Raw genomic sequence first — 23,428 nt, forward strand, 5'->3', positions numbered from 1 at the left:
AAAGGTTAGGCATGAAACGCATTCCAGAACTCACCCTCGGTATTGATCATATCCTTGATCTGAGCAAAAGGAATCGTGAACGTCGGAAAACCCGCTGCGTAAGGGGCGATCTCATAGGGTACAAACACCAAATGAAGCGCGTTCTCAGTCACATAGAAGGTCTGATCGGCAGCGATACCCGTATAACTGTCCGGAAATACGTACGAATACTGAGGATCCTCTTGTATCTGCTTGCCAACGATCCGGCTGAGCTCCTTCACATAAGCGCTGCCCGGCTTAAACAAGTCCTTCAATTCATACATCCTGCCGTTCTCCAGATTGATAATGGCATATACTCTGGTTGGCATGCCATGCGCGGCACCGAAGGGATATTGATAACCGTTCAACTCCAGTTCGAGCAGGTTCTGCTTATAGAAAATGACGTCAAAATCGCCTGAATAAGAATAATCAAGCTGTTGATTCTCAGGAATGAATTTCACCTGTGACATTTCCTTAAGCTTCGTATTCAGCGTTTGCTGAGATGCTTGATCCCTCATTCCTTCGATCTGTGGATAATAGACCAAGTAATCCGGATTGGGTTTATACTTTTCTTCCATGACCTTATATGGTTGTTGCAGCGGAATCACTGTATTCTGCTCCCATATGACCTGGCCCGACCGGTTCAGGTAAGACAAACGCTGATCGACCAGGGCTTTAATCAATCCGCCTGCTTCCAGCGTAAGCGAACCGCTGCCGTTCACTCTGGGATACCTTGGCGCCGGTCTGCCGGTTCGATCAATAAAATACGTCTGCTTCGCATCATAAACCGAGGCCAATCCGTGCCTGTATTCAGAAACTTCCTTATATACAAAATCAGATAGCTTCTTCCCATCCCTATCTGCAATGGCGTATATCGAGCCAATATACGGCTGCGCAGGATCCATCGCACGTCCAAGCGCAAACCGGTCTTCATTCAAATCCCGAATATCATTATATTCCGGCTGGATTACCCATTCGCCCTGCTTATTAATGACGCCATACTTCGACTTGTAATCTTCAGCCATGTTGACGATGGCTCTGCCATGATGAAAAGGAAATGCCGAAGTATATGTCGGCGGAATGACTATGTTCCCCTGCTCGTTGATATAGCCGTATTTGCCAGTGCTATCCTTCTGAAAGGCAAGCAAGCCATCGCCTGGCGGTCCGACATAGGCGAACGGATAGTTAGCCAATCGGCGGCCATGGAGATCAATGAGCGCGTAATGATGGTCTTTTATTTTCACAACAGCTTTGCCATCGACAAAATCATTCGCTTCCTCATATTGCGCCGGGATCACCTCTTGGCCCGCGGAGTCGAGGTATCCGTAGCGGCTGTTTGCGCCATCTCCACTGCCATTATCGGATACATAGTAAACCGCCCTTCCTTCTTTAAGCTCTGACATATACGGATATCCTCGTCGTGTCAGCACTTCCCCTTGTTCGTTGATCATCTTAAACCCTTGATCATCGATCACGGTCGCTCGATGCTCCGAGAACGGGCTGATGGACTGATATATAGGCTGTACTACGAAACGGTCAGACCTGTCGATGAGACCATACTTACCGTTTACGCCTACAATCGCGAGACCATTGTTCTGAAAATCCTGCGCATCATCATACTTAGGTTGAATAACCAAAATTCCACTACGATCCATGTATCCCCACTTCGTTCCGTCGGTTGTCTTCACAGATGCCGGAAATATGCCGACAAGCTGCTGTGGCTGCCCTCTGCTTGCCAGCATCTCCTTGATCCGCCTCTCAAGTTCAAGCAGCGTTTCACGCGCCGGATAGGGTTCTGCAAACGTGAGTGCTTTGCGGACCGACACAAGGGCCGCCTCCGGCATCCTGGCCCGATATTGTGTATCCGCGAGGTAATACCAATAATAAGAATAATCCGGATGTTCTTGCATCAGTCTCTCGTAGTACCTTACAACGACAGGGAAATAATAGGGGTATACATCCGGTGCAGTCACTAACGCCCCCTGGCTCCATCTAACGACCTCGACTCGATAAGCTTCGCCTGTATCGTGAATCCAAAGCGCGATTTCAGCCTGGCCATCCGGGCCTGAAGTACCCGGCATATCCGCAATATCGATATAACTGTAATATATATCAGCAGGTGCGATATCTTGAAGGCCCTCTGGCGTCCAGGCGTATATCGACAATTTTGACCAGATGGAACCGAGCTGCCAACCTACGATTAATTGATTCATACCTGGGTTCAACACAGGGGCCGCCGTCAATGAAGTAACCCCATATCCCTGTCCCAAGACGTTGGCAACGACCTCATATCCGCCATTGCGGTAAAGCAGCACAAATAAATAAAGCTCATGATCCAATCGGGACACACCGGTTATCTCTGGTATGTGATCTCCCGTAACGTCGGCTGCGATAACTGCGGGATGTTCGATAGGCTTATCGATTCGTACAAGTTCAGCACCTTGTGGCAGATAGGCCATAGCTATTTGTGCCAGCTGCTGGTCGTTAACAGACATTTGGACATCCTCCCTTGTTCAGAGCTTTCTCGCCTAATCGTATGCAGACGATGGTCAAATATGCACCTGAAGGCGTTGAGGGGAAGCACTTCTGACGCCCTAAGTTTCCATTGTCGGTTGACAGGCAAATCCAAAAAACGACCTGATCACCTTAGGCAATCAGATCGTTCTCTTCGCTTCAAAATGGCTTGCTGACCATGAAATACAATATAACGACCGGCAGCAGCGTGGCTATCGTCCCGCCTACCGCCCAATATACCGATGCTCTTTTATAATTGACTGAAATGACCCCATCCGTTATGGATTGTTTACTATGCCGAATCATCCCTTTTTGCAGCGGAATCAAAAAACCAGCCCACAGGATCCCCGTAATGCCAAACAGGATCAAGGAAGCCACCAGCCAGCTCATTCCGCCCATACCATATCCGGCTTGAACAGCCATCACAACGCCTGAAATGATGATCAGCAGCAAACCTGGCAGGGTAAATACCATATCGGCTAACATGACATTCTTAACCGTGTTATGGATTTCTGCCGGATCCCCTTTCAGATCAGCTCTTACTTTCCAGAAAGCCGCCGTAATGATATTGCCGAGGAATAACACACATCCGGCGATGTGCAGAAATAACCATAACGTCATAAGCCATCCTTCCCCTCTTCTTGGTGATTGGGACGGAGAATGTCGATGATGAAATCCGCATAATCCTTCGTGCTGAATACATGACTATCTACGCCGATAAGCCCCCGCATCCGTAGTCCGAACGATAACAGCTCAAACAGCTCAGCCGTCCGTTCCGCATCGATGGATTCCGGTATGACCCCTGCTTCCTGGCCTGTAACAATCCATTTCTTCGAAGTTGCAGTCGCTTCCCTATAGAAGCCAGCCACAATATCGGCGATCTCGGGCTGATCGCTTTTGCCAATAAGGTACATTAAGATCAGGTTGCTGACATCGTCACGACTTTCCAGTCTCGACATGCTGTTGGTAATGGTATTCATCGGTCCGTCAAACTGCTTGATGTCCCCCTGCTTATTCACTTCGCTCATGAACTGCTCGTTCTGCTCGGCAAGTTTCGCTCGTAATACGTGCACAAACAGCTCATCCTTGCTTGAAACATAATGAAATATGGCCCCTTTGGACAAGCCGGAACGTTTCATAATGTCATTAAGGGTGGTTTGGCTGCAGCCTTGCTCCCTTATCAATTCTTCCGTGGCTTCAAGCAGTATTCGCTTGGTATGCTCTCGCCTTTCTTCCTGCTTCATCTCATAACTCCTCCCTGATGATCATGGATTACCCCTGTGGTGGAAGCCATCCCGCTATGAGAACCGCTGCCAGGAACACGATTTGCAGCATCGTTCTCGGCCCGATTGGAGTGACCGGCTTGCCGCCGAGTGACAAGTGGTGATTCGCTGCGTATACATTGGCAGGAAACATGGCTGCCAGCATCAGGGCCAGACCTGCAGATGCCAAAGCTGTGGTAGCCGGAATAACGATGAGAATCGCGCCTGCAATCTCCAGCACCCCGGTGATGGTAACCATAAGCGCAGCTTTCGGTATTCCCGGCGGGATCATGGCGATCAGATCGGGTCTTCGTTTTCCCCAGTGGGCAGAAGCTGTTACCAGAAATAGGACCGCAACCGCCAACCTGAGCGAAATGACCCAGTCATTTACATACTCCCAGCCTGCGAAACCCAGCGTCCGAAACAAAAGAAACGAAACCAACATGGCAACAAAGGGAATCATCAACCTCACCAACCTTCCGAATTTCGTAACCTCATTATATATACCGACCATCGGTTTGTAAATATGAATTTCAAATTTATTCCTTTGAAGGCTTCTGGCTCGTTCAGTATCTCATTCAAAAAAGAGAGCAAGCCTGCGGCTGTTTTCCAACCGGGCCAACTCTCATTTTCTACTCTCATATCATAGACCTGTTATGCAGCGCCTTTTTCTTCTACATATATTCGAAATAGCAGGATATACAATACCACGCTGATTAATGCCGATATCAAGATGATGCTGAATATACCCATTGGCGGCAGCCAAGCAGACAGAAATACCGTCACCGGCGCCAGCAATCTTCCGATCGTATACTGCAAGCTGTCAGCTCCCATATACTGCCCTCTTGCATGCTCAGGTGCATAACGGCTGATAAAGCTCTGCGTCACCGGTGAACGAACCATTTCTCCGAAAGTGAAGATAATGGTTACGAAGAACAAAAACCAGATGTTCGTGTTCAGCCCGAGTGCAAAAGTACCTACTCCGGATAACAAGGAAGACAGTACGAATACGTCACGCTCCTTCCAGTTCCGAAACCACTTGGTTACCGGAAGAATAAATAGAACGAACAGGAGCCCGTTAAGGCCCAGCACCCACCCTAAAATCTCCGTGCTCGATAACATTAGCGAATGGCCGTTCCAGGAGAACAGCGTCTGGGAGGGCACATAATCGATGACATATACCGCCAAATACAGGTCCAGCTGCATGATGGTCACAAGGGCAAATATCCCTGCCAGTATGTACACCAGAAACACTTTATCCCGAAAAATGATGCCATATCCCTTCCACTGTTCCTTGAATACCTGAAGAATCGAACCCGTACCCGTCGGCTCTACGCTTTTCGCAGGCGCTGGCAGGGTTTCATGAACGATGAAGTAAATCGCGATGAAATAGATCAGCAATACGAAGGAACAAGACCACAGAAGCTCTTGCCGATACTGAAAAAAGAAAATGGCTCCAAGAGCCGGACCAAGCACGGCCCCCAAGTTGTTCGCTGTCGTGAACGTTGCGAATACCTGCCGTCGTTCTTGAACAGGAACCAAATCGGCGACCATCGCGGAGCTGGCGGGTCTATAGATGGCTCCCCCGAATCCGATGCCGATAAAAGCGGCATAATCGATCCAGTGCGAAGGCGACAGCGCGAACAGCGCAAACATGACCGTCTGCAGCGAGGCGCCAAGCAGCATGACGGGGCGACGTCCTAGCCGATCGGCTAAAGCACCGCCGAGCAGGCTGCCGATGATGCTGAATATCGGAGGAACCGTCATGAGGATTCCCGCGATATGATTGCCTAAAGCCGCTCCGAAATAAACCGTTATGAAGGGAAAGTACATCCAAAACAGCATATTAAACAGCGCTTCACCCAATAATCGAACCTTTAAATTGTTATCCCATAATCGTATTTGCACAAAACTCCCTCTCTCCATCCGAACAGCACAAGTTAATAAGCTTACGATATAACACGTTTCCCGGCCGGGTATTACAAACTATAAAACATTTCCCTGGCAAAATATAGACTTATAATGAGCGCTGAGCTATACTAATAATATGAAAGCCGAATACTGTCCATTTCAATTTAGATGACCCACAAAACGAACATTTGTTCCATATAGAAAAGACGCTCCCGCGGGAGCGTCTTTTTTCGGTGCATGGATCTGTTGATGTATCCTTCCGTTGGACCGGTTTGGATATAGAATACGCTCATCAGGTTGGCAGCCTGGATGCAGGATGCTTTTCTCAATGGGGCTTAATCAGCCAGTTTCTTCAATTCATGCAAATGATCGAAGATCATCTGGCAAACCTCAGAGACCCGCTCCCGATCCTTATACGTTAGCCAAGCCAATTCTTCGATTTCCGAAGCCGGACTTAGCTCTCCTTCATACTCCGCCGTGTAACAGGACATCGTTACTCGAACGCCCTCCGATTTTCCGTGAGCGCCCGCTCGGAAGCTGCCTGCATTCGCCGCGGTCTCCGGTTTGATACGAACGGACAGCTCCTCCTTAATTTCCCGCACCAGTGTATCGATATCGGATTCACCCGGTTCCCGTTTTCCTCCCGGCAGGTAGTACGTATCCTTCCCTTTGGAACGAGCGCCCAATATGCGTCCATCCCCAATGTGGATCCAGGCGACTTTGTCAATCTCCGTTATCATATGGATTCCTCCCCTTATCATGTAAACTTCATGCTAAGCCGTTTCTTGTTGTTCCCGTTTCCCGCCTAATTTAAATACGAGTATCCCCCCGACAATCACAAGAACACCGATTAGCTGATTCATGGTAAACGAAACCTTCTCTAACCCTAACCATCCCAAGGAGTCCCACAACAGCGCGAAACCGAGCTGCGAGGTCATGACAATTGAAATGGCGAACGTGGCACCCAGCAGCCTTGTCGCATGCACCAGGCAAATCACCACGCCGACCCCAATCAACCCGCTAATCCAGTACCATGGCTCCATGTTTTGAAACGCGAACGTTCCTTTGCCTTCTACAGCAAGACTCATGCCGAACGAAGCCACGAAGCCCATGCCTAACACCAACGTCGTTGTAGACCAGGAGCCTGTCTTCTCATTCACTCTATTATTGAAAATGTTCTGCAAACTAACCAATGAACCCGCGATGAGGGCCAATACCAATCCTGCTAACATGTTCCATCTCCTTACTTCATGATTCATCATCACTGTGTGTTATTCTTCGTAAATATTGCCCCCCGCCACACGCGTTAACGCATCCCGGTCTTTGATCAGAATGTACCCCTTATGACGCTCGATCAGCCCTTCCTGACTGAATTTCAGGATCACCCGGTTTAAATGCCGATAGCTGGTTCCAAGCAGATTCGCGATATCGGTCAGGTTGAACGCGGCCGGGTTATGGGTAGCCAACGTATCCGACTCCTCCTCCGAAACGGACAATAAATAGCTAGCCAGTCGTACCTCCACCGGATGCAGCAAATTAAAACTCAAAAAATTGGATTTAATATAAAATTTCCGGGTAATGATCCGCAGCAAAAATTGAAGCAGCGGCGGATGCTCTTGTCCGTATTTGCGAAGCCAGCGATAATGCACGCCGATCATATAGACCGATGATACGGCCTGTACCGTATTAATCAACGGATTGCCTTGAATGTATTCAATATCTCCGATCACCTCTAGCGGTGTTTTGAAAGATAGAACAAGCGCTTTGCCTTCCGCTGAGGTCGTGAAGATTTTAATCTTCCCTTGAACCAGGATATACAGCATCTCGGCCGGCTCGCCTTGCGTGCAGACGATGTCGCCCTGATCGAAGTGATATAACACCAGATAAGGCATTAAATCATCGTGAAATACGGACTCGATCTGATTGCTCATCAACAAATGCTGCATGAGCTCCGCATTATGAATTTCCTTCACGTCCCTCACTCCTTTCCCGAACACTCTATCTAATGAACCGAATTTTCCATATCATAATTTGATAATCACGACACCGGCGATCATCATTCCGATCCCGATGAATTGTGGCAAGCTCATTCTCTTTTTCACCACGCCAAACCATCCGTTGCTGTCGATCAGGAACGTTAAGAATAACTGGGCGATCAATAACGCGGATATCGTTAATGTAACACCGATGTTCTGAATCGCTGTCACCTCGCTGAATATAATGGGTGCCCCCAAGGCTCCTCCGATTAGATAGAGCGGCTTCACTTGTCCAAATCCTTGTCTGCTTCCGTCGCGAACGAACAGCAGAATAATGAAAGCCATAATAAATCCGGTCAACTGCGTAACCGCGGCAGCTTGCCAGGTGCCCATATCCTGACTAATTCGGGCATTGGCCACCCCTTGCAGCGTAATGCAGGCACCGCCAATGAATGCAAATAAGATTCCTCTCACGATACATACTCCTTCTTCTATAGGTCTGTATACTATTAAAAGTGAATACCCTAAACTCAGGAAAGGACATATGTCCTGAAATGACGTAAATTCCAAATAAAGCGATGTCCCAGACACGAATTTCATTATATACTATCGGTCGGCGTGGCAGGTAACATACAAAAAGCTGCCGGAATTTCCTAGGCAGCTTAAGGGATTATCACGATGACTTGACTTATACATATTCAGGATGCCCATGCCGCTTGCAGCCGAACCAGTAACATGCGGTTAGCGTGGAGGGCTGATGATGATCCGTGATGGGATAATCCCCTTCGGTGAAACGAGAAAAAATCGTTTGGTAATATGAGTATGGTGCATTACAGCATCTGGGGTTTCTGATTTTAACCCATTCCCGAGGTATAAAACAGTTTAAACCAAGATTGCATCTATGACTCTATGAACATTTTGTTTTAAAATAGAACTAGATGTCACTCATTGACGTAACACCGACTTGGAAGGAGCTCCTCTAACGTTATGCTAGACAAACAAGAACAAGTCCCCGATGAACAGGGCGGATTACAATTACAAGCGCATTGCGAACGCTGCTTTGGATTATGCTGCGTCGCTTTACCCTTCGCCGCCTCCACGGATTTTGCCATGGACAAAGACGGCGGAACCCCTTGTCACCATCTGCAATCCGACTTCCGCTGCGGCGTGCACAGCAGCTTGAGGCAGCGAGGTATGAGAGGCTGCACCGTATACGACTGCTTCGGAGCAGGCCAAGTGGTTTCACAGGGTACTTATAACGGTCGCGACTGGCGGCAAGCCCCTGAGACCGCAAAAGAAATGTTTGACGTATTCCCGATCATGCGGCAGCTTCACGAGCTGTTATGGTATCTGAACGAAGCCCTGGCTTTGCAACCGGCTCAAGACATTCAACCCGATCTGAGTTTATCGCTAAAAGTGACGCTCCGGTTGACTCAGCTTCCTCCCGAATCCCTGTTACGGCTGGATGTGGCAGCTCATCGGGCAGAAGTGAATCAGCTGCTTCTACGAACCAGTGAGCTTGTGCGGGAGGATGCGCGAAAGAAGCATAAAGGGCCACCTGTGCGTCAAAAGATCGGAGGCCGCGGTGCTGACTTGATGGGAGCTAAGCTTAAAGGAGCAGACCTGAGATACGCCAATCTGAGAGGAGCTTATCTCATTGCCGCGGACCTCAGAGGAGCCGATCTGCGGGCTGCCGATCTGATCGGTGCCGATTTCAGGGACGCAGACCTTAGGGGGGCCAATCTAGCAACCAGCCTCTTCCTTACGCAATTCCAGGTTAACGCAGCGAAAGGAGACGCCAGCACCAAGCTGCCCCCCTCCTTATCTCGACCGGGACATTGGACGCGTTAACGCTCAATATATTAGGAAAGAACAGATGATGATTTACTATAAACACTAAAAATCCGGCAGCTGACTGGCTGTCGGATTTTTGATGTTGGCCAAACGCTTATACTCAACGACTTTAAGCGCGCTTCTTCCATGAATCCTTCAAAGGAACGATACGGTTGAACACCAGCTTGTGTTCGGTCGTATATTTGGAATCCACGCAGAAATAGCCGTGTCTGATGAATTGGTACGTTCGGTTCATCGTCGCTTTCAGCATAGCAGGCTCCAATATGGCGTTTTCGATTCGAATCAATGAATCGGGGTTCATCAGATCCTCCCAAACGTTATTCGATTCTGATAACTCGGCTGATTCCTTCAGCAATTTTTCATACAAGTGAAGCTCCGCCGGGATCCCGTGCTTCGCGGATACCCAATGCAGCGTTGCTTTCACCTTCCGCTCATGAAATCCGCTTCCGCTCTTCGTTAATGGATCATACGTGCAGTGAATCTCCATGATGTCTCCCGTTGCTGGATCTTTCACGACATGTTCGCATTTGATGAAGTAGGCTCCTTTCAGGCGCACTTCCTTGCCAGGGGATAACCGATGAAATCCGGGAACCGGCTCCTCCATAAAGTCCGCTCGTTCGATGTACAGCTCTCGTGAAAAAGGAACCTGCCGCTCACCCAACGTTTCATCTTTTTCATGATTCGGTATAGCAAGCATCTCGGTGCAATCTTCTGAAAGATTGGTGATAATCACCTTCAGCGGCTTCATGACGGCCATCGCATTAAAACACCGTTCCTTCAAGTCTTGACGGATATAATGGTCGAGCATGCCCGAGTCCACCAGGCTGTTGCCGCGAGACGCCCCGAGTTCTCCCAGGAAACGCCGGATGCCCTCAGGAGTCACGCCTCGCCGCCGTAATCCTTTCAACGTTGGCAGTCTGGGGTCATCCCATCCGTCGACAAAGCCCCCCTCCACCAGTTCCCTCAGGTATCGCTTGCTCGTTACGTATCCCGAGATATTCAACCTTCCGAATTCCCGCTGCTTGGGAGGCTCCGTCACTTCCAGCTCCGTAAGCACCCACTCGTATAACGGTCGATGATCTTTAAATTCGGCTGAGCACAGCGAATGGGTAATTCCTTCAATCCAGTCTTGGATCGGATGGGCGAAATCGTACATCGGATATATACACCACGTTGTTCCCGTACGGTAATGCTTCGCATGAAGGATACGATACAGAACGGGATCTCTCAGGTTCATGTTGGGGGAAGACATATCGATTTTGGCTCGAAGTACTTTTTCCGACGTTTGGAATGCCCCTGCGATCATTTGCTCAAATAACGCCAAATTCTCCTCGATGCTGCGCTCCCGAAACGGGCTGTTCATGCCGGCTTCGGTCAGCGTCCCCCGGTATTCCGTCATTTGTTCAGGCGTGAGATCACAGACGTAAGCCTTTCCTTTGGCTATGAGTTTCTTGGCGGCTTCAGCGATTTGATTCGCATAATCCGACCCGAAATAAACGTTCGGCTTAAGTCCAAGCCACTCGATATCCTCCTGAATCGCATGCACGTATTTGACATCTTCCTTCAACGGATTCGTATCGTCGAACCGAAGGTTGAATGTCCCGTTAAACCGGCTGGCAATGGAATGATTGATGTAAATTGCATAGGCGCTGCCGATATGCAGATAACCGTTCGGTTCCGGTGGGAACCGAGTAGCCACCGGCCTGTGGTACACGTTGTTCTCTACATCCTCCTTAACCATCCTGGTCAAAAAATCCACCGTTTCTTCTCCCCTGTTTTTATTGTCGCTCATACCTAACTCCTCCTTACGTAGTTTTTTCAGCCGTAACTCCGTAAAAAACAAAAAAATCCCGCCTCCAAGACATAAGTCTTGGGGACGAGATTGGTTTCGCGGTGCCACCCCTATTCGCCGATATCTCACGATACCCGCCTTATCAGGTACGGCCATCACGCGATCGCTTATACCCTAGCTCTGTAACAGGAGCTCCTGTCGCACCATCCCTTATCCATAAGTTCCGATGCGCCGCTCAGAGGCTTGGTTCAATGAATGGCTTCCAACTCCTTTTCAGCTTACCGGAGCTCTCTGTGGGGATTCCTGTTCATCTACTCTTCTCTTCATGGCGTTTACAATTTGATCCATAGTATCATCTAAATATAAAAAAGTAAACCATGGCACTTTGCTAAAATGAAACGCCTGAACATGCGTTCCGTCAGCTTAGTTCGGCAGCAGCTTCACCGTAGCCTGCTTGCCGCTGACCTGAATACCCGTCTCCTTTTTGCCTGCCTCAGCCAAATCTTGAACGAGTCGCTCCAGCAGCTTGCGAGCGGCTTCGCCCTCCTTGCCTTGAATACGAATAACGGGCTGGACAGCTTTGCCCGCTGCCAACAGCTTATGCATTTGCGACAGCTTGGTGTCATAATCATGCTCTTCAATATGTACGGACAAACGGAATTCCTTTACTTTCATCGGACCGGATGTAGCTGATTGGCCCTTCTTCTCTTTTACGGCCTCCTGCTTCGCCTGACCCCGGCTTACGAGCTTGCATGGCGGGGGACTGCTGAATAACGAGGTACACACCAAATCGGCTTTGTGACTTTTCGCCAGCGCAAGCGCCTCATCCCTGGAGACGACTCCCAGATCTTCGCCGTTTAGGCCGGTCAGTTCTACTTCGCGTGCTTTTATCTTTTCATTCATAACTAACATGAACAGATCCTCCTATCGAAAGTCATGTAGATATTCGTTCATTTCATTTCTCTTCCTCTACGTTCACATCATTGCGAATGAAGCGAACAGAATGCGTTCGGTATTCCTGCTCTTCCGTGATTTCCAAGCAGTTAAGCTGTTTACCGTACACGCACGCTCCATCGATACCGATTTTGTCCCCTTCGTCACAAAACCATATCCCCTCCGAATCATGCAAGTTCATGGCCGGCGTATGCCCGAACACTACCGTTTTGTTAAGTCCAGTTGGATAATTAAAGAATAGATCGCGAATCCAGATGAAATCATGATGAGGCTGCAGCTTCCAGTCATCCACACCCGGATTGATCCCTGCATGCACGAATATATGGGTGTCTGTTTCATAATAGAGGGCCAGCGTATCGAGAAAGGATAGATGGTGCCCAAACTGTTTTTTAATATAGGCTTTACCTTCGTTATATCTGGCACGATCCATTTCACCCTCAAAAAAATCGGCGCCGCAGTAGCTTTCTATCGTATGTCGAGCTCCATTGCGAATCCAGCGTGAGTTCACTTCATCCGTATCAAGCATAATGGCATCCAGCATCATCTGATCATGATTTCCCCGAAGAGTGACAGCCCCTGCATTCCGCAATTCCATCACTTGCTCAATGACTTCCCTGCTTCTTAATCCGCGATCCACATAATCCCCAAGCAAGATCAGCTGGTCCTTAGCGGGATTGTACTGCACGTCAGACAATAACTGGTTGAATTCATCGTAGCAGCCATGAATGTCGCTAATTGCTAATATTCGAATCGTAGTCCCCTCCTACCCTAGTCATAATACCACTCTGTTCTCCAGCAGGTTCTTCAGGCTGATTCATGATTTTGACGGACCCATGCCTGCAATCGAATCCTGAAAGTCAGCAAGCTTTTCAACCGATGTTACTCCTTGTCACCTTATAATTTAAGGACATCCACTCCGAGTTACTTTGCTATTTAGGTATAATAGCATATTCTCCTTTACACCAACATCACTTGAATACGGAGCAACGCCTTGTGAGTAATTGAGCACCCTCCCGCTGGGCGAACCTCCGCTTCTGGTGAAAAATGCACTCGTGTACAGCCCGAACGATGAAGTAATTGAATTGTTAGAGGAGGCTCAATTCATCGTGCACCCATAAAGATCGAGCTAAAAAAGCCGTGCGTTCTGCCATAGGAAATGGTTGAACGCACGGCTTTTCACTATTCAATAAAACTATATTTAGCCATCACGTCTCCCCAAGGGGCAATCCCGGCTTCTTTAAATCCGATTTGGGAGTAGAGTCTTTCCGCACGCTCATTCTCGGGTTTGTAACATAGCATAACATCATCCGTCGTATCCGGCGAGCTCCGAATCTCCTCAAGAACCAAACGAATCGCGGGTTTGGCATAATGCAGTCCCTGAAACTTACCGTCGATCATAAACCGGTATATCCAGTAGTTATCATCGTGCGGGTGCAGACCATACATTACAAATCCAATCATCTCTTCATCATGGTAGATCGCACGCGTTTCAAAGCCCTCCATGAATTGAGCTTCCGCTATCGAATATAGATTCGGGGCAATCCACTTCTCCTGTTCAGGTGTGGGTTTAAGACGGATGCAATCCTCCCAATTGTCTTTATCTATGGCATGAAGTGTTATCAAATGCAAGACTCCTTCATATAGGGTGTATGCCTTTATCCTAATCCAATGCCGACCATTTTTCACGGTATTAAATATGTAAACTCAAATAAGACGCTGCACGCTGCCGGATATAGAGCAAGATAATGAATGATTATAAGCATTGTTTACATATTCCGAGTATCTCTCAATGGATAAACTAGAAGTAACTTTATTATTATGGAGGCGATATTGATGCGGCAATTGAACGATAACATCCAACGGAAAGGACAACTAACCATGAAACGAATGAGGGTTATGATATATGAAGAAAATATTGAATATTGGAGTTTTGGCCCATGTTGATGCCGGTAAAACCACACTAACGGAGCAAATCCTGTTCAGATCCGGCATTATTGATCAAGCGGGCTCCGTTGACCAAGGCAATACCATCACGGATTCGCTGGACATTGAACGCAGACGAGGCATCACGATCAAATCCGCTGCGGTATCCTTCATGTTGGGGGATCTAAAAATCAATCTGATCGATACGCCGGGACATGCCGATTTCATCTCGGAGGTCGAGCATTCACTAAGTATGCTGGATGGCGTCATTCTGGTGATTTCCGCGGTTGAGGGCGTCCAGGCCCAGACACGGGTGCTCATGCAAACACTGAAAGAACAAGGGATTCCCACCCTTCTATTCATGAACAAAATCGATCGAATGGGCGCGAATTACCAGAATGTCTATACCATGATACGGCATCTGCTGGATGAACATATTTGCGAGATGAGCTCTATAACTCATGAAGGCAGCGCAGCCGTTCGGGTGGACGTGGCCGATCCCCATAGCGTCGGCTGGATCGAAATTTTGGCATTGGCCAATGACGATCTGCTGAACGACTATGCCCAAGATATTCCCATCACTCGCGAGCGGCTGCAGGAGGCATTACGCAGGCAAACCCAGCAAGGTAAAGTGTACCCCCTATTTGCAGGATCGGCAGCCAAAGGGATCGGCATCGAGCCGCTGCGCCAAACGCTCGGCGAGTTTTTCCCCGTTAACGACGCCTCGGTGCTTCAGCATGAAGCGTTATCCGGCCTAGTGTTCAAAGTAATCAAACTTCCGAATGGGGAACGGAACGTATACCTCCGGCTGTTCGCCGGCAGTATTCAAGCACGAGACGAGATTCCGGTGATAACGCAGAACGGCAACACCACCATGTTCAAGGTAAAACACCTACATGCTCTGCACCATGGCAAATCCATGCCGGTGAATCAGATCGATGCCGGAGACATTGCGATTCTCATGACCGATGAACTCAAGGTGGGCGACGTTATCGGCACTGTTTCCGACAGGATGAAGAGGGTCCACTTTCAGAAACCGCCGATTCAAGTCCAAGTCTCGGCCAAGGATCCAGAGTATGAGCATCAACTTCATAATGCCCTAAGCGATCTCACCGAAGAGGATCCGTTCCTGCAATATATCCGCGATTCGATAACCAAGGAACATATCATCCACGTATTCGGCAAAGTCCAGCAAGAAATTCTGCTGGAAACGATCCAGCAGCAATACGGCATCGAAGCTGTATTTTCAGCTCCGCGGGTCATTTGTATCGAGAAGCCTGTTGCGACCGGAGAGGCTGTTGAATATATGGGCGAGTGTCCTTTTTATGCAACGGTGGGCATACGGGTCGAACCCGGCGAGTCAGGAACCGGACTTCAGTACCGCCTGGAAGTGGAGCTGGGCTCCCTCCCCCTATCCTTTCAAAAAGCAATTAAAGACACGGTGTTCGAGGTGCTGCAGGAGGGGCTGTATGGATGGTCCGTGACCGATATGATTGTCACGTTGACGCATACCGGTTACGCAAGCCCGGTTTCGACGGCAAAGGATTTTCGCAGCCTGACTCCGCTCGTCCTCATGTCTGCGCTCAACGAAGCCGGAACGGAAGTATATGAGCCCATGAACGTGATCCAATTCATTCTGCCGGAAACCAGTTTAAGCAAAGTGTTATCCAAGTTGGCGGCACTGGAAGGGACCTATCAGGAACCAACATTCCACAATAATGCTGTACACGTGCATGGTACCATCCCCGTGCGGACAACCGACTTGCTGAAAGCCGAAGTCCATTCTCTGACAAGCGGTGAGGGCATGCTCTCCGTTAAACCAGGAGGCTACGTGAAGGCGCAGGCCCCTTTCCCTGTGAATAAACGGCGACAAGTCAACCCGCTGAACCGCGGTGAATATATGCTTTACTTGAACAAGATTATGTAAGAATCCAGGTGGAAATGCGGCTGATGGAATTGAATGTTGGTATATAATTCAGCGTATTTCGCGTAGGCGGACCACCCGCATAGGATGTAAAGATTGATAGCGGTGTCGAGAGAGGATCTCGCCCGCTATTTTTCTTCTTCTACTACTTCCCGCACAAAATAGCCTGCGCATGCCCGCTATAAGCGATTGCATGCACAGACTAACTCGAACCCATCCCCGTACCTTCTCATTCAGGTTCCCAGATGCAAATAAAGAATGATGGAGAAATCAATCTTCCAGATGCTTTACAATTAACGCCTCGATCACCATCTCGCCATGTCCCCCGCTCCACTCGACGGTATTCTCATTCCCGGCATTCAGCACAACCGTAATTCCCGTGTATCCTGTTCTTTCGTGGATACCTCCCGTATCCAATGCGTTAACAAATGAATAATCTTTACCGTTAATGCTCAATCTCAGTTTAGCCAAACGTTCCGCTGTACCGTAGACGATACCAACTTCAGCCCTACCCCTGTCGAGCCGCCATTTACATCTTCAAAACGGCAGCATGCCGTATCGGATTGCAGATTGGTTGCAACGGTAACACCATCTTCGTTCCGCCTAAGCTCGGCACCGCCGCCCACCAGGCATATCGCTGCGTCATATACCTCCAGCTTCGGAAAAGACGAAGACCGTCCCGGAACGGACTTAACCCCCTCGATCGTTTGGCCCACGGTCTGGATCGTGCCATCCTCATTGAAGTGAAGCTCGTCAATACATACGCTACGGAGAGTGCCCTCACCTGATATCGCTTGATTATGATAGAACAAATACCAGCTTCCTTTGAACTCGACAACGGACCCATGGGACGTTGAACAGCCGGTCGGCTCCAGGAATATGCCCTGGTATGTCCACGGTCCAAGCGGATGGTCACTGATGGCATAACGCATTCGGTTATTTCCTTCCAGATTGTCCGCGTAAGTCAGATAATATAGGCCCTGTCTTTTGAATACCCAGGCTGCTTCGTGAAAATCCTCCAGCCCTTCCATAACTTGAACGTCCCTATGAATCGTCATCATGTCATCGTTCAACTCGACCCCGGCACACACGCCGCCCCCGCCGTAGTACATATACGCCCGGTTGTCATCGTCAACAAATACGGCAGGATCAATCATCGCAAAGCCTCCCAGACCTTGGATGTATCCTTGGTCGATAAACCCGCTGGCAGGTTTGTCGCTCGTGGCGACTCCAATCTTCCAGGTGTCGTTCCAATCCGATCCGCTCGGGTGAGGATAATAGAAGTAATAGGTTCCATTTCGATAAGCGCAGTCTGGCGCCCACATAAATCCGCCTTCCGGCCTACCCCAGCTCACTTCATCGGAGCTTAATATTTCACCTTCATCTTGCCAATGCACCATATCCTCCGAAGAGAATACGTGATAGCGGTCCATCAGGTCACAGCCTCGGGGTGGATCCACATCATGCGAGGCGTACACGTAGATTTTGCCGTCATTCCACACATGTGCCGAGGGATCGGCCGTATAGATGCTGGTAATAACGGGATTCATCGAACTTGTTTTATGCTGTGTCGTTGCATATGAATGCATGTACATCTGTTTCATAGGTGAGATCCTCCTCCGGATTCTATTGATGAAGCCTCTTAAGCGCGCACAGATGGCAGCTAAGGCTGGGTATAAGGATTACATGTAGCTTGGCAACAGATTATACAAGCGGTACAGGAGCACTGCCGTCTCTGCCCGGGTCAGCGTTTTTTCCGGATGAAAATATCCGTTTGCTCCCTGCAGCATTCGTGCATGCATCAAGATATCGACGGCTTCGCGCGCATAGGCTTGGATTGCTCCCGCATCCTTGAATTTTGGTAGCGCGGATTCAGATTCGGCATTGGAAGGCATATCGATGACTTGCATCGCGCGATGGATCATAACGGCAGCTTCCTCCCGTGTAATCGGGGATGAAGGCAAGAAGCGATTACTGCCATCGCCTTGAACGATGCCGAGCGCTCTCGCAATTCCTGCAGCACGACCATAATACACGTGCTCCGGTACGTCGGCAAAAGACGTTCCAGCACTACCGTCATCCACGTGTAACTCGAAGGTTTCGACTAGGAGTATTAGAAAATCCGCTCTGCGGATCGGCGCTTGCGGTTGATATTCTTTATCCGTTATCCCGTTAATGAGACCCTTGGCGGCAAGCACCTCGATGGCATGCCGTGCCCATGTCAGATGGTCGATATCCCGGAACGTCTGCGTATGGTGTGTAATGGCGTATGTTCCCGTCCGCTGCGCATGGAACCCGACTTGTTTCGAAGACTCGATATATCGGCCACTTGGAATGGAAGTGAATTGCCCCCGATCTCCGAGCAAACGCACGGAAAGCCGCTCCGTGTCTTGGATTTCGCTGGAATTCGGCTGATAAGGGATCCTAACCGTCATAGGAACCTCCGCATCTTGCCATTCCACGGGCTTGCCGCCCGAAGTAACAGACAGCGAGATGGCGGGTCTCTCTTCGAACCCGGCTTTTTGTTCCATGCTCCACTTGCTTCGATCCGGTTGGCTTAGAGTCAGGGTGATTGATTTCCCGGGTAGTTCCGGCGTGTTGGCAAGCAAACTTCCCGGAAGTAACAAGCTGCCCCATACGGTTCTCATCTCCAGCCATCCAGCATCGGACTGCTCCTTCACAAGCTCAACCGGAAGTATAAGTGCATATCCCTCGGCTCTGTCCACCCTTTTGACATCGATAATCAACTTCTTCTTACCGTCTGAGCCTGGCTTGATCCGCGCAAGTGCCTGATCTGCGTCTTTACGGGCGAGTTCGACAGTCGCCAACTTGTTGGCTGGATCCAGTGTGGGCAGCAGCCGCATCGGACTATTCGATTCATGGTCGGGTTTAGATGCCGGACCACTTGGAACGCTGCCGTCGCTTGATCCCGTGCCTCCGCCAGTCCCTGATCCGGAACCGGGGCCGGGGCCCGAATTTGGATCGGGTCCCCCGGGATTCGGATTTGGCCCTGATGCTATCACTTTTAGTCGTGACTGCAACCCGGACTTCAATGAACCCTCCAAAAGCAGATTGACGAAGTTGGTCGCGGCATCGATTGAAGTAACGTCTTTTTTATGTTCGGCTGATTGGACGCTGGTTAAAGCAGATGATTCCAGCAATTTCGAATAATCCACGGAGAGCAGGTGCAGATTGCCGTACAATCTTGCATCCTTGCTTGTGCCGATGCCCTGATTAAACTCCATGAAGCCCGAGCGGCCTTCCCCATCATTTTCATTCACGAGCAATGCAAAGCCGATCGGTTGGTCCATTCGGAAGCTGTATCCGTCGCCATGCAATGCTTCGAATGGAATCGTAAGATCATAACGCGTTATTTTCGAGGTTTCATCGCGTGTAACGTTGGCATGCGTGGACTGCAACGATCCAGGTGCAATCCCATCCGGCGCTCTCCATCTCCACTTGGTTATGGCACCCGCTTGATTCAACGCAAATCCAAGCTCATTGACATGCTTGCTAGCCGCACCGTCCTGTTTGGCCAAGTCGATGCCGAGCTGTAAGCTGTCCCCCTGCCAAATATCGCCCTGCGTTAAGGTTTGATGGTGAACATCGTCTTGAACATCAACCCTTACATACAGGTTTTCCTCATCCCAGCTGACTTCGGAGAGAATGCCGAGATCGTCTGTACCTCCCCAGCTTCCGCCAACGCTGTTGTAATGTTCAGGGCCGGACACTTCAATAGAAGGAACAGAGCCGGCCGCATCATGCCTGGTTGCGAAGGATTGCGAAAGCTTGACCGAACTTTCATAATGGTACCCATTCTCGAGCGTTACTCGGAACGTGAGCAAGTCACTCGATAGATAGGGCAGCGGAATGTCCAGACTCTCACCGATCCCCAGCCCCTCGAAACGAATCGGAGTAAAGTTCTGATGATACACACTCGGCTGAATCAACTCGATCTGCCCTTTAAGCGAAATGGTGCCCGCCACATTCGTTAAGGACAGTTTGGTTCCGGTATTACCGGGATCAGCAGGATTAAATCCTTCCTGGATCAGCTTGAGCGCTACCGGAAACAGGTTCGTTCCCGTTACCTTTCCAGGAGGCGCTTCATTCCGTATCTGAAAGCCTCCCTTGAACAAGTTGTTGGAAATGGCCAGCTTCTCAATACCCGGACCTGCGTATACATGATCGGTACGCGGCTGCTGAAAGAATGAATTATACAGCCGGATGTCACCACCGATAGCATGGATGCCGATTTCGCCGACATTCGTGAAGTTGGCTTGCTGAATGCGAACATCTCCACCGTAAATATCAAAAGAACGCGTTGTATCCCCCCACATGGATGTATTAAAAAACACCGCTTTGGAGGCAAAGCTGTCCGACACCTCCACGTATACCTTGTCTGTGGTGCTCATGGATACCAGCTCCGTGTTGATAAACGACAGGCCTGCCGAGCCAGCACCTTGCAGCACCGCTCCCTTCTTGCTGCCATCGGTGCCATGGCCGATCACGACGGCTTCCGGTCCATTGCCGTTCTGTTCTTCAAAATGAATTCCGAATTTCGAACCATAAACAAACGTGTTGAATATGATCTGATTTGTAACGTCCCCAATCCGGAACGCATTCAGGTTTTCCTTCTGATAGTTCCAGATCATGTTGAACTCGGCGTCGTTCGACGGGTGGTTGGGATAATTGCTGCGTCCATAATAATGCGGGTTGAACTGGACGTTCCGCATATATCCGCCGTCAGACCCGCCGCCAAGGTATATGCCTTCCATAAGCGGCGAGCCTGCGACGTAATCGATATAATGGCCGCTTGTATCATGGCTCCCGAAGTCAACGGCCTTATACGGATTGACCAATGTCGTATCGATCAGATACACGCTTTCCCCCAATCCCTGCACGGTCCAGGCGTATGGTTTAACCGGGTTCGCTTCCGTCCAGGTCTGCTGATCGTAATAGACGGACAATCCGCGAAGTCCCGCTGCAGCTTCCAATTGTATAAAGGCATCGGCTTCCGGAGCGTTCTCCCCGTAATTCGTAAAAATCACCGTGCCGTTTCCGATCGTATGATGCGGCACATCATAATTGCCACGCAGTTCCACGCCGGACGGCACGACCAACGGCTGCTCGACCCGGTAAATGCCGGCAGGCATATACACCGTGCCACCCCCTGCCGCCCCTGCGTCGCTTAAGGCGCGCTGAATGGCTTGCGATGAATCCGCATTCCCTGTAAGGTCCGCTGCATAGGGCTCTTTCACCACGTTATACAATTCGTGTGTTCCAGGTTTGGGCCGTCTAGCGATCTCCACAGACGGAACATCTGGAATAGTCTCTAATGCAAACCCTTCATCCTGATGGATGTTCAGCTCGGCCGAGGCACTATCATCGTTCACCGTAAGTTCCCCTTGATAACCTGAATTGATGGCATGGATCGTTTCCACATTCCCCTCAAGCAAAAGATGCCGATCCGGTTTAGCGAAGCTGGAACCGCCTAATATTAGCGAGCCGTTTTTAGCCGCGATGGCATATTCGCCGCTGCCTTCTCCCCAATTCTCGAAGGTGCTGCTTTCAAAGGACAATGTCCCGCTTCCCTCATTCACGACCGCATTCGATGGAGTGCCTCCCACCGTAACGCTGTTAAACTGTGCGATGGAGCGGAAGCCTTCCGATGCGTAGATGGCAACAGGGGCATCTCCAACACTTGCTTCGAATCGACTGTCAGTCACGAGTAATCCATAATCATTGACTCCTTCTATTTTGAGCGCGACATGACAATCTTCGATATGGATCTTATACAGCTGGGCATTCGCTGTTTCGAGGCTTCCCGTTCTTGTTGTAATCCGCATTCCAATCTTATATCCAGAGATATGGATACTCGACATATACTCCCAGTCGGAACGGCCCATCACGATGCCCTCGGATTGCCGGGTCATGTATTCACGCAGTTGAGTGCGTTCGGGTGAACCTGCCAAACCTGAATCGGCCCATACGTCCGGGGACAGGTGAAGCTGTTCCAGTCTCCCGATGTCTGTCGTGAAATCTAGGAAAATACCGGTTTTCAGCGTGGTGCCGTATAGGTCCTTCACATAATGGAGTTCGTTCCATTCCGGCCCGATTTTGATGCCTTGATAGGCGTTGACGAGTGTCACATTCTTAACGGTGGCACTGTCGCCAGGAAGCTGCTCAATCGTCCATGGGTAAGCTACCGGTGCAGAAACGTCCTGCTCGGGATACCAAATGGACATATGCGTAACGCCGCTGGAGGGCTCAAGCTTCATGAAGCTGGTTCCGTTTTCTTGTCCTTTGCCGCTATATACGGCAATAATCGTTCCTTTCACCAAACCTCCGTGCTCGTCCGGATTCCCCCAATCACCGCGCAAGGTAACCCCGGTAGGAATGACGAGCTCACCCGTCAGTTTGTACGTTCCTGAAGGAACGAAGACCACACCGCCCCCGCGATTGCCTGCCTGCGCCAAGGCATCCCGGAACGCTTGGGTATCATCGGCGGTTCCGTCTCCCTTTGCTCCATAATCCGTTACGCTCCGGTCCGCAATCACGATATCTGACGTTGGGTATTCAGTATCGTAGACCTTGGTTTCGGACTCACCGCCGCCAAGCCGCGGTTGTTTTTGAACGGTCACCTTAGCGATATAAAGTTCCGGATTCGGCTCCGGGGCTCCTGCGCCGCTTACCCCGATCCGAAAATCTCCTCCATGGGTCCGATTTCCGAAGTTGGCGTCGCTCAGCTTGAAGGTATACGTGTTCCAGGTTTCGGTGTTCCCGTACCGGAACAGCGCCGCATCCTTGAAGCTGGATTCCTTCGAATCATACTGAAGCACCATGGCACCGCTTCCGCGATCGAAATAATCAACCGATACGAATACATCCTGATCGGTATTTTCGAACAGAAAGTCATCTGCAACATCGAAATAGAAATATAATATGTTGTCGCCCGGGTTGTTCGGGTTAACACTTTGATTGGTTTGCCAATACCCTTTGCCGTCCAGCGTTCCAACCTGCAGCCCTTCCGGCGGGCCATCGCCAGGACGCCCGGAAATACCTTCCTCCAAGGGCGTCTCACCCAGGGTTATCTTTACGGATTCCTCCGAATCCATAGGGGGCATCCCATCTGGCATAACGTCTCCACTTCTGCCGGCTTCTTGCAGCTCTGCGGCTGCAAATGCCGGTACAGGTGTAACGAAGACACCCGAACATAACATAACGATAACCACCATTCGCGCGATGGCGCTCCTTACCTCTAACCATAATCGACTGTTCACGATTATACCTCCCATGCTTG

At 49.8% G+C, this 23,428-nt stretch carries 18 protein-coding genes and 1 other annotated feature; of the genes, 2 read left to right on the forward strand and 16 right to left on the reverse strand.

The features are described 5' to 3' along the window. Positions 1-5: 5 nt before the first annotated feature. The 9 genes from ACETK5_RS14910 to ACETK5_RS14950 all read right to left on the reverse strand — a co-directional run bounded on the left by ACETK5_RS14910 (position 6) and on the right by ACETK5_RS14950 (position 8,155). Positions 6-2,513 carry a WG repeat-containing protein gene (locus ACETK5_RS14910; protein ID WP_394056500.1) on the reverse strand — a complete coding sequence of 836 codons (2,508 nt, stop codon included), beginning with the start codon at positions 2,511-2,513 and terminating at the stop codon, positions 6-8. A gap of 178 nt (positions 2,514-2,691) precedes the next feature. Then, positions 2,692-3,153, reverse strand: coding sequence for a DUF2269 family protein (locus ACETK5_RS14915; RefSeq protein ID WP_100536645.1), 462 nt, complete (start codon positions 3,151-3,153; stop codon positions 2,692-2,694). Next, on the reverse strand, positions 3,150-3,776 hold the full coding sequence (locus tag ACETK5_RS14920; protein WP_100536644.1) for a TetR/AcrR family transcriptional regulator: 627 nt from the start codon (positions 3,774-3,776) through the stop codon (positions 3,150-3,152). Before ACETK5_RS14920 ends, ACETK5_RS14915 begins: the two co-directional genes overlap by 4 nt. Positions 3,777-3,804: 28 nt before the next feature. Next, positions 3,805-4,257, reverse strand: a complete 453-nt coding sequence (locus ACETK5_RS14925; protein WP_326112913.1) for a DoxX family protein — start codon at positions 4,255-4,257, stop codon at positions 3,805-3,807. A 191-nt stretch (positions 4,258-4,448) separates the two neighbouring features. Next, a complete protein-coding gene (locus tag ACETK5_RS14930) occupies positions 4,449-5,702 on the reverse strand; it encodes an MDR family MFS transporter (protein ID WP_326112660.1) in 1,254 nt (417 codons plus the stop codon). A 338-nt stretch (positions 5,703-6,040) separates the two neighbouring features. Further along, on the reverse strand, positions 6,041-6,445 hold the full coding sequence (locus tag ACETK5_RS14935) for an NUDIX hydrolase (protein WP_100536641.1): 405 nt from the start codon (positions 6,443-6,445) through the stop codon (positions 6,041-6,043). Between the two features lie 33 nt (positions 6,446-6,478). Next, positions 6,479-6,937, reverse strand: a complete 459-nt coding sequence (locus tag ACETK5_RS14940; protein WP_394056503.1) for a DMT family transporter — start codon at positions 6,935-6,937, stop codon at positions 6,479-6,481. Positions 6,938-6,976: 39 nt separating this feature from the next. Continuing rightward, positions 6,977-7,678, reverse strand: coding sequence for a Crp/Fnr family transcriptional regulator (locus tag ACETK5_RS14945; protein WP_394056505.1), 702 nt, complete (start codon positions 7,676-7,678; stop codon positions 6,977-6,979). Positions 7,679-7,729: 51 nt separating this feature from the next. Next, positions 7,730-8,155 (reverse strand): DMT family transporter, encoded by a 426-nt coding sequence (locus tag ACETK5_RS14950; protein WP_127590553.1) that lies wholly within the window; start codon positions 8,153-8,155, stop codon positions 7,730-7,732. Between the two features lie 513 nt (positions 8,156-8,668). On the opposite strand from ACETK5_RS14950, the gene ACETK5_RS14955 reads away from it, so the two are divergent. After that, complete coding sequence (locus ACETK5_RS14955) at positions 8,669-9,532, forward strand: pentapeptide repeat-containing protein (protein WP_394056508.1); 864 nt, start codon at positions 8,669-8,671, stop codon at positions 9,530-9,532. Between the two features lie 112 nt (positions 9,533-9,644). On the opposite strand, the gene ACETK5_RS14960 is transcribed toward ACETK5_RS14955, so the two are convergent. The 4 genes from ACETK5_RS14960 to ACETK5_RS14975 form a co-directional block, all read right to left on the reverse strand. Next, positions 9,645-11,327, reverse strand: a complete 1,683-nt coding sequence (locus ACETK5_RS14960) for a glutamine--tRNA ligase/YqeY domain fusion protein (RefSeq protein WP_394056510.1) — start codon at positions 11,325-11,327, stop codon at positions 9,645-9,647. A 77-nt stretch (positions 11,328-11,404) separates the two neighbouring features. After that, positions 11,405-11,663, reverse strand: a binding site (T-box leader). 87 nt (positions 11,664-11,750) lie between these two features. Then, positions 11,751-12,239 (reverse strand): translation initiation factor IF-3, encoded by a 489-nt coding sequence (gene infC / locus ACETK5_RS14965; RefSeq protein ID WP_100536635.1) that lies wholly within the window; start codon positions 12,237-12,239, stop codon positions 11,751-11,753. Between the two features lie 43 nt (positions 12,240-12,282). Then, the gene (locus ACETK5_RS14970) at positions 12,283-13,032 is read right to left on the reverse strand and encodes a metallophosphoesterase family protein (protein WP_394057442.1); all 750 of its coding nucleotides are present in this window, start codon (positions 13,030-13,032) and stop codon (positions 12,283-12,285) included. A gap of 428 nt (positions 13,033-13,460) precedes the next feature. Continuing rightward, the gene (locus tag ACETK5_RS14975) at positions 13,461-13,904 is read right to left on the reverse strand and encodes a GNAT family N-acetyltransferase (protein ID WP_100536633.1); all 444 of its coding nucleotides are present in this window, start codon (positions 13,902-13,904) and stop codon (positions 13,461-13,463) included. 280 nt (positions 13,905-14,184) lie between these two features. Here ACETK5_RS14975 and ACETK5_RS14980 point away from each other — a divergent pair, with 280 nt between their 5' ends. After that, on the forward strand, positions 14,185-16,131 hold the full coding sequence (locus tag ACETK5_RS14980; RefSeq protein WP_394056513.1) for a GTP-binding protein: 1,947 nt from the start codon (positions 14,185-14,187) through the stop codon (positions 16,129-16,131). Between the two features lie 267 nt (positions 16,132-16,398). On the opposite strand, the gene ACETK5_RS14985 is transcribed toward ACETK5_RS14980, so the two are convergent. The 3 genes from ACETK5_RS14985 to ACETK5_RS14995 form a co-directional block, all read right to left on the reverse strand. Further along, positions 16,399-16,599, reverse strand: coding sequence for a hypothetical protein (locus ACETK5_RS14985; protein WP_394056514.1), 201 nt, complete (start codon positions 16,597-16,599; stop codon positions 16,399-16,401). Then, the gene (locus ACETK5_RS14990; RefSeq protein ID WP_394056516.1) at positions 16,587-17,732 is read right to left on the reverse strand and encodes a family 43 glycosylhydrolase; all 1,146 of its coding nucleotides are present in this window, start codon (positions 17,730-17,732) and stop codon (positions 16,587-16,589) included. The genes ACETK5_RS14985 and ACETK5_RS14990 overlap by 13 nt, the downstream gene beginning before the upstream one ends. Positions 17,733-17,810: 78 nt before the next feature. Then, positions 17,811-23,408, reverse strand: a complete 5,598-nt coding sequence (locus ACETK5_RS14995; RefSeq protein WP_394056518.1) for an S-layer homology domain-containing protein — start codon at positions 23,406-23,408, stop codon at positions 17,811-17,813. Between the last annotated feature and the right edge of the window lie 20 nt (positions 23,409-23,428).

The sequence above is a fragment of the Paenibacillus ilasis genome (assembly GCF_043195395.1).
GTDB lineage: Bacteria > Bacillota > Bacilli > Paenibacillales > Paenibacillaceae > Paenibacillus_AQ > Paenibacillus_AQ lautus.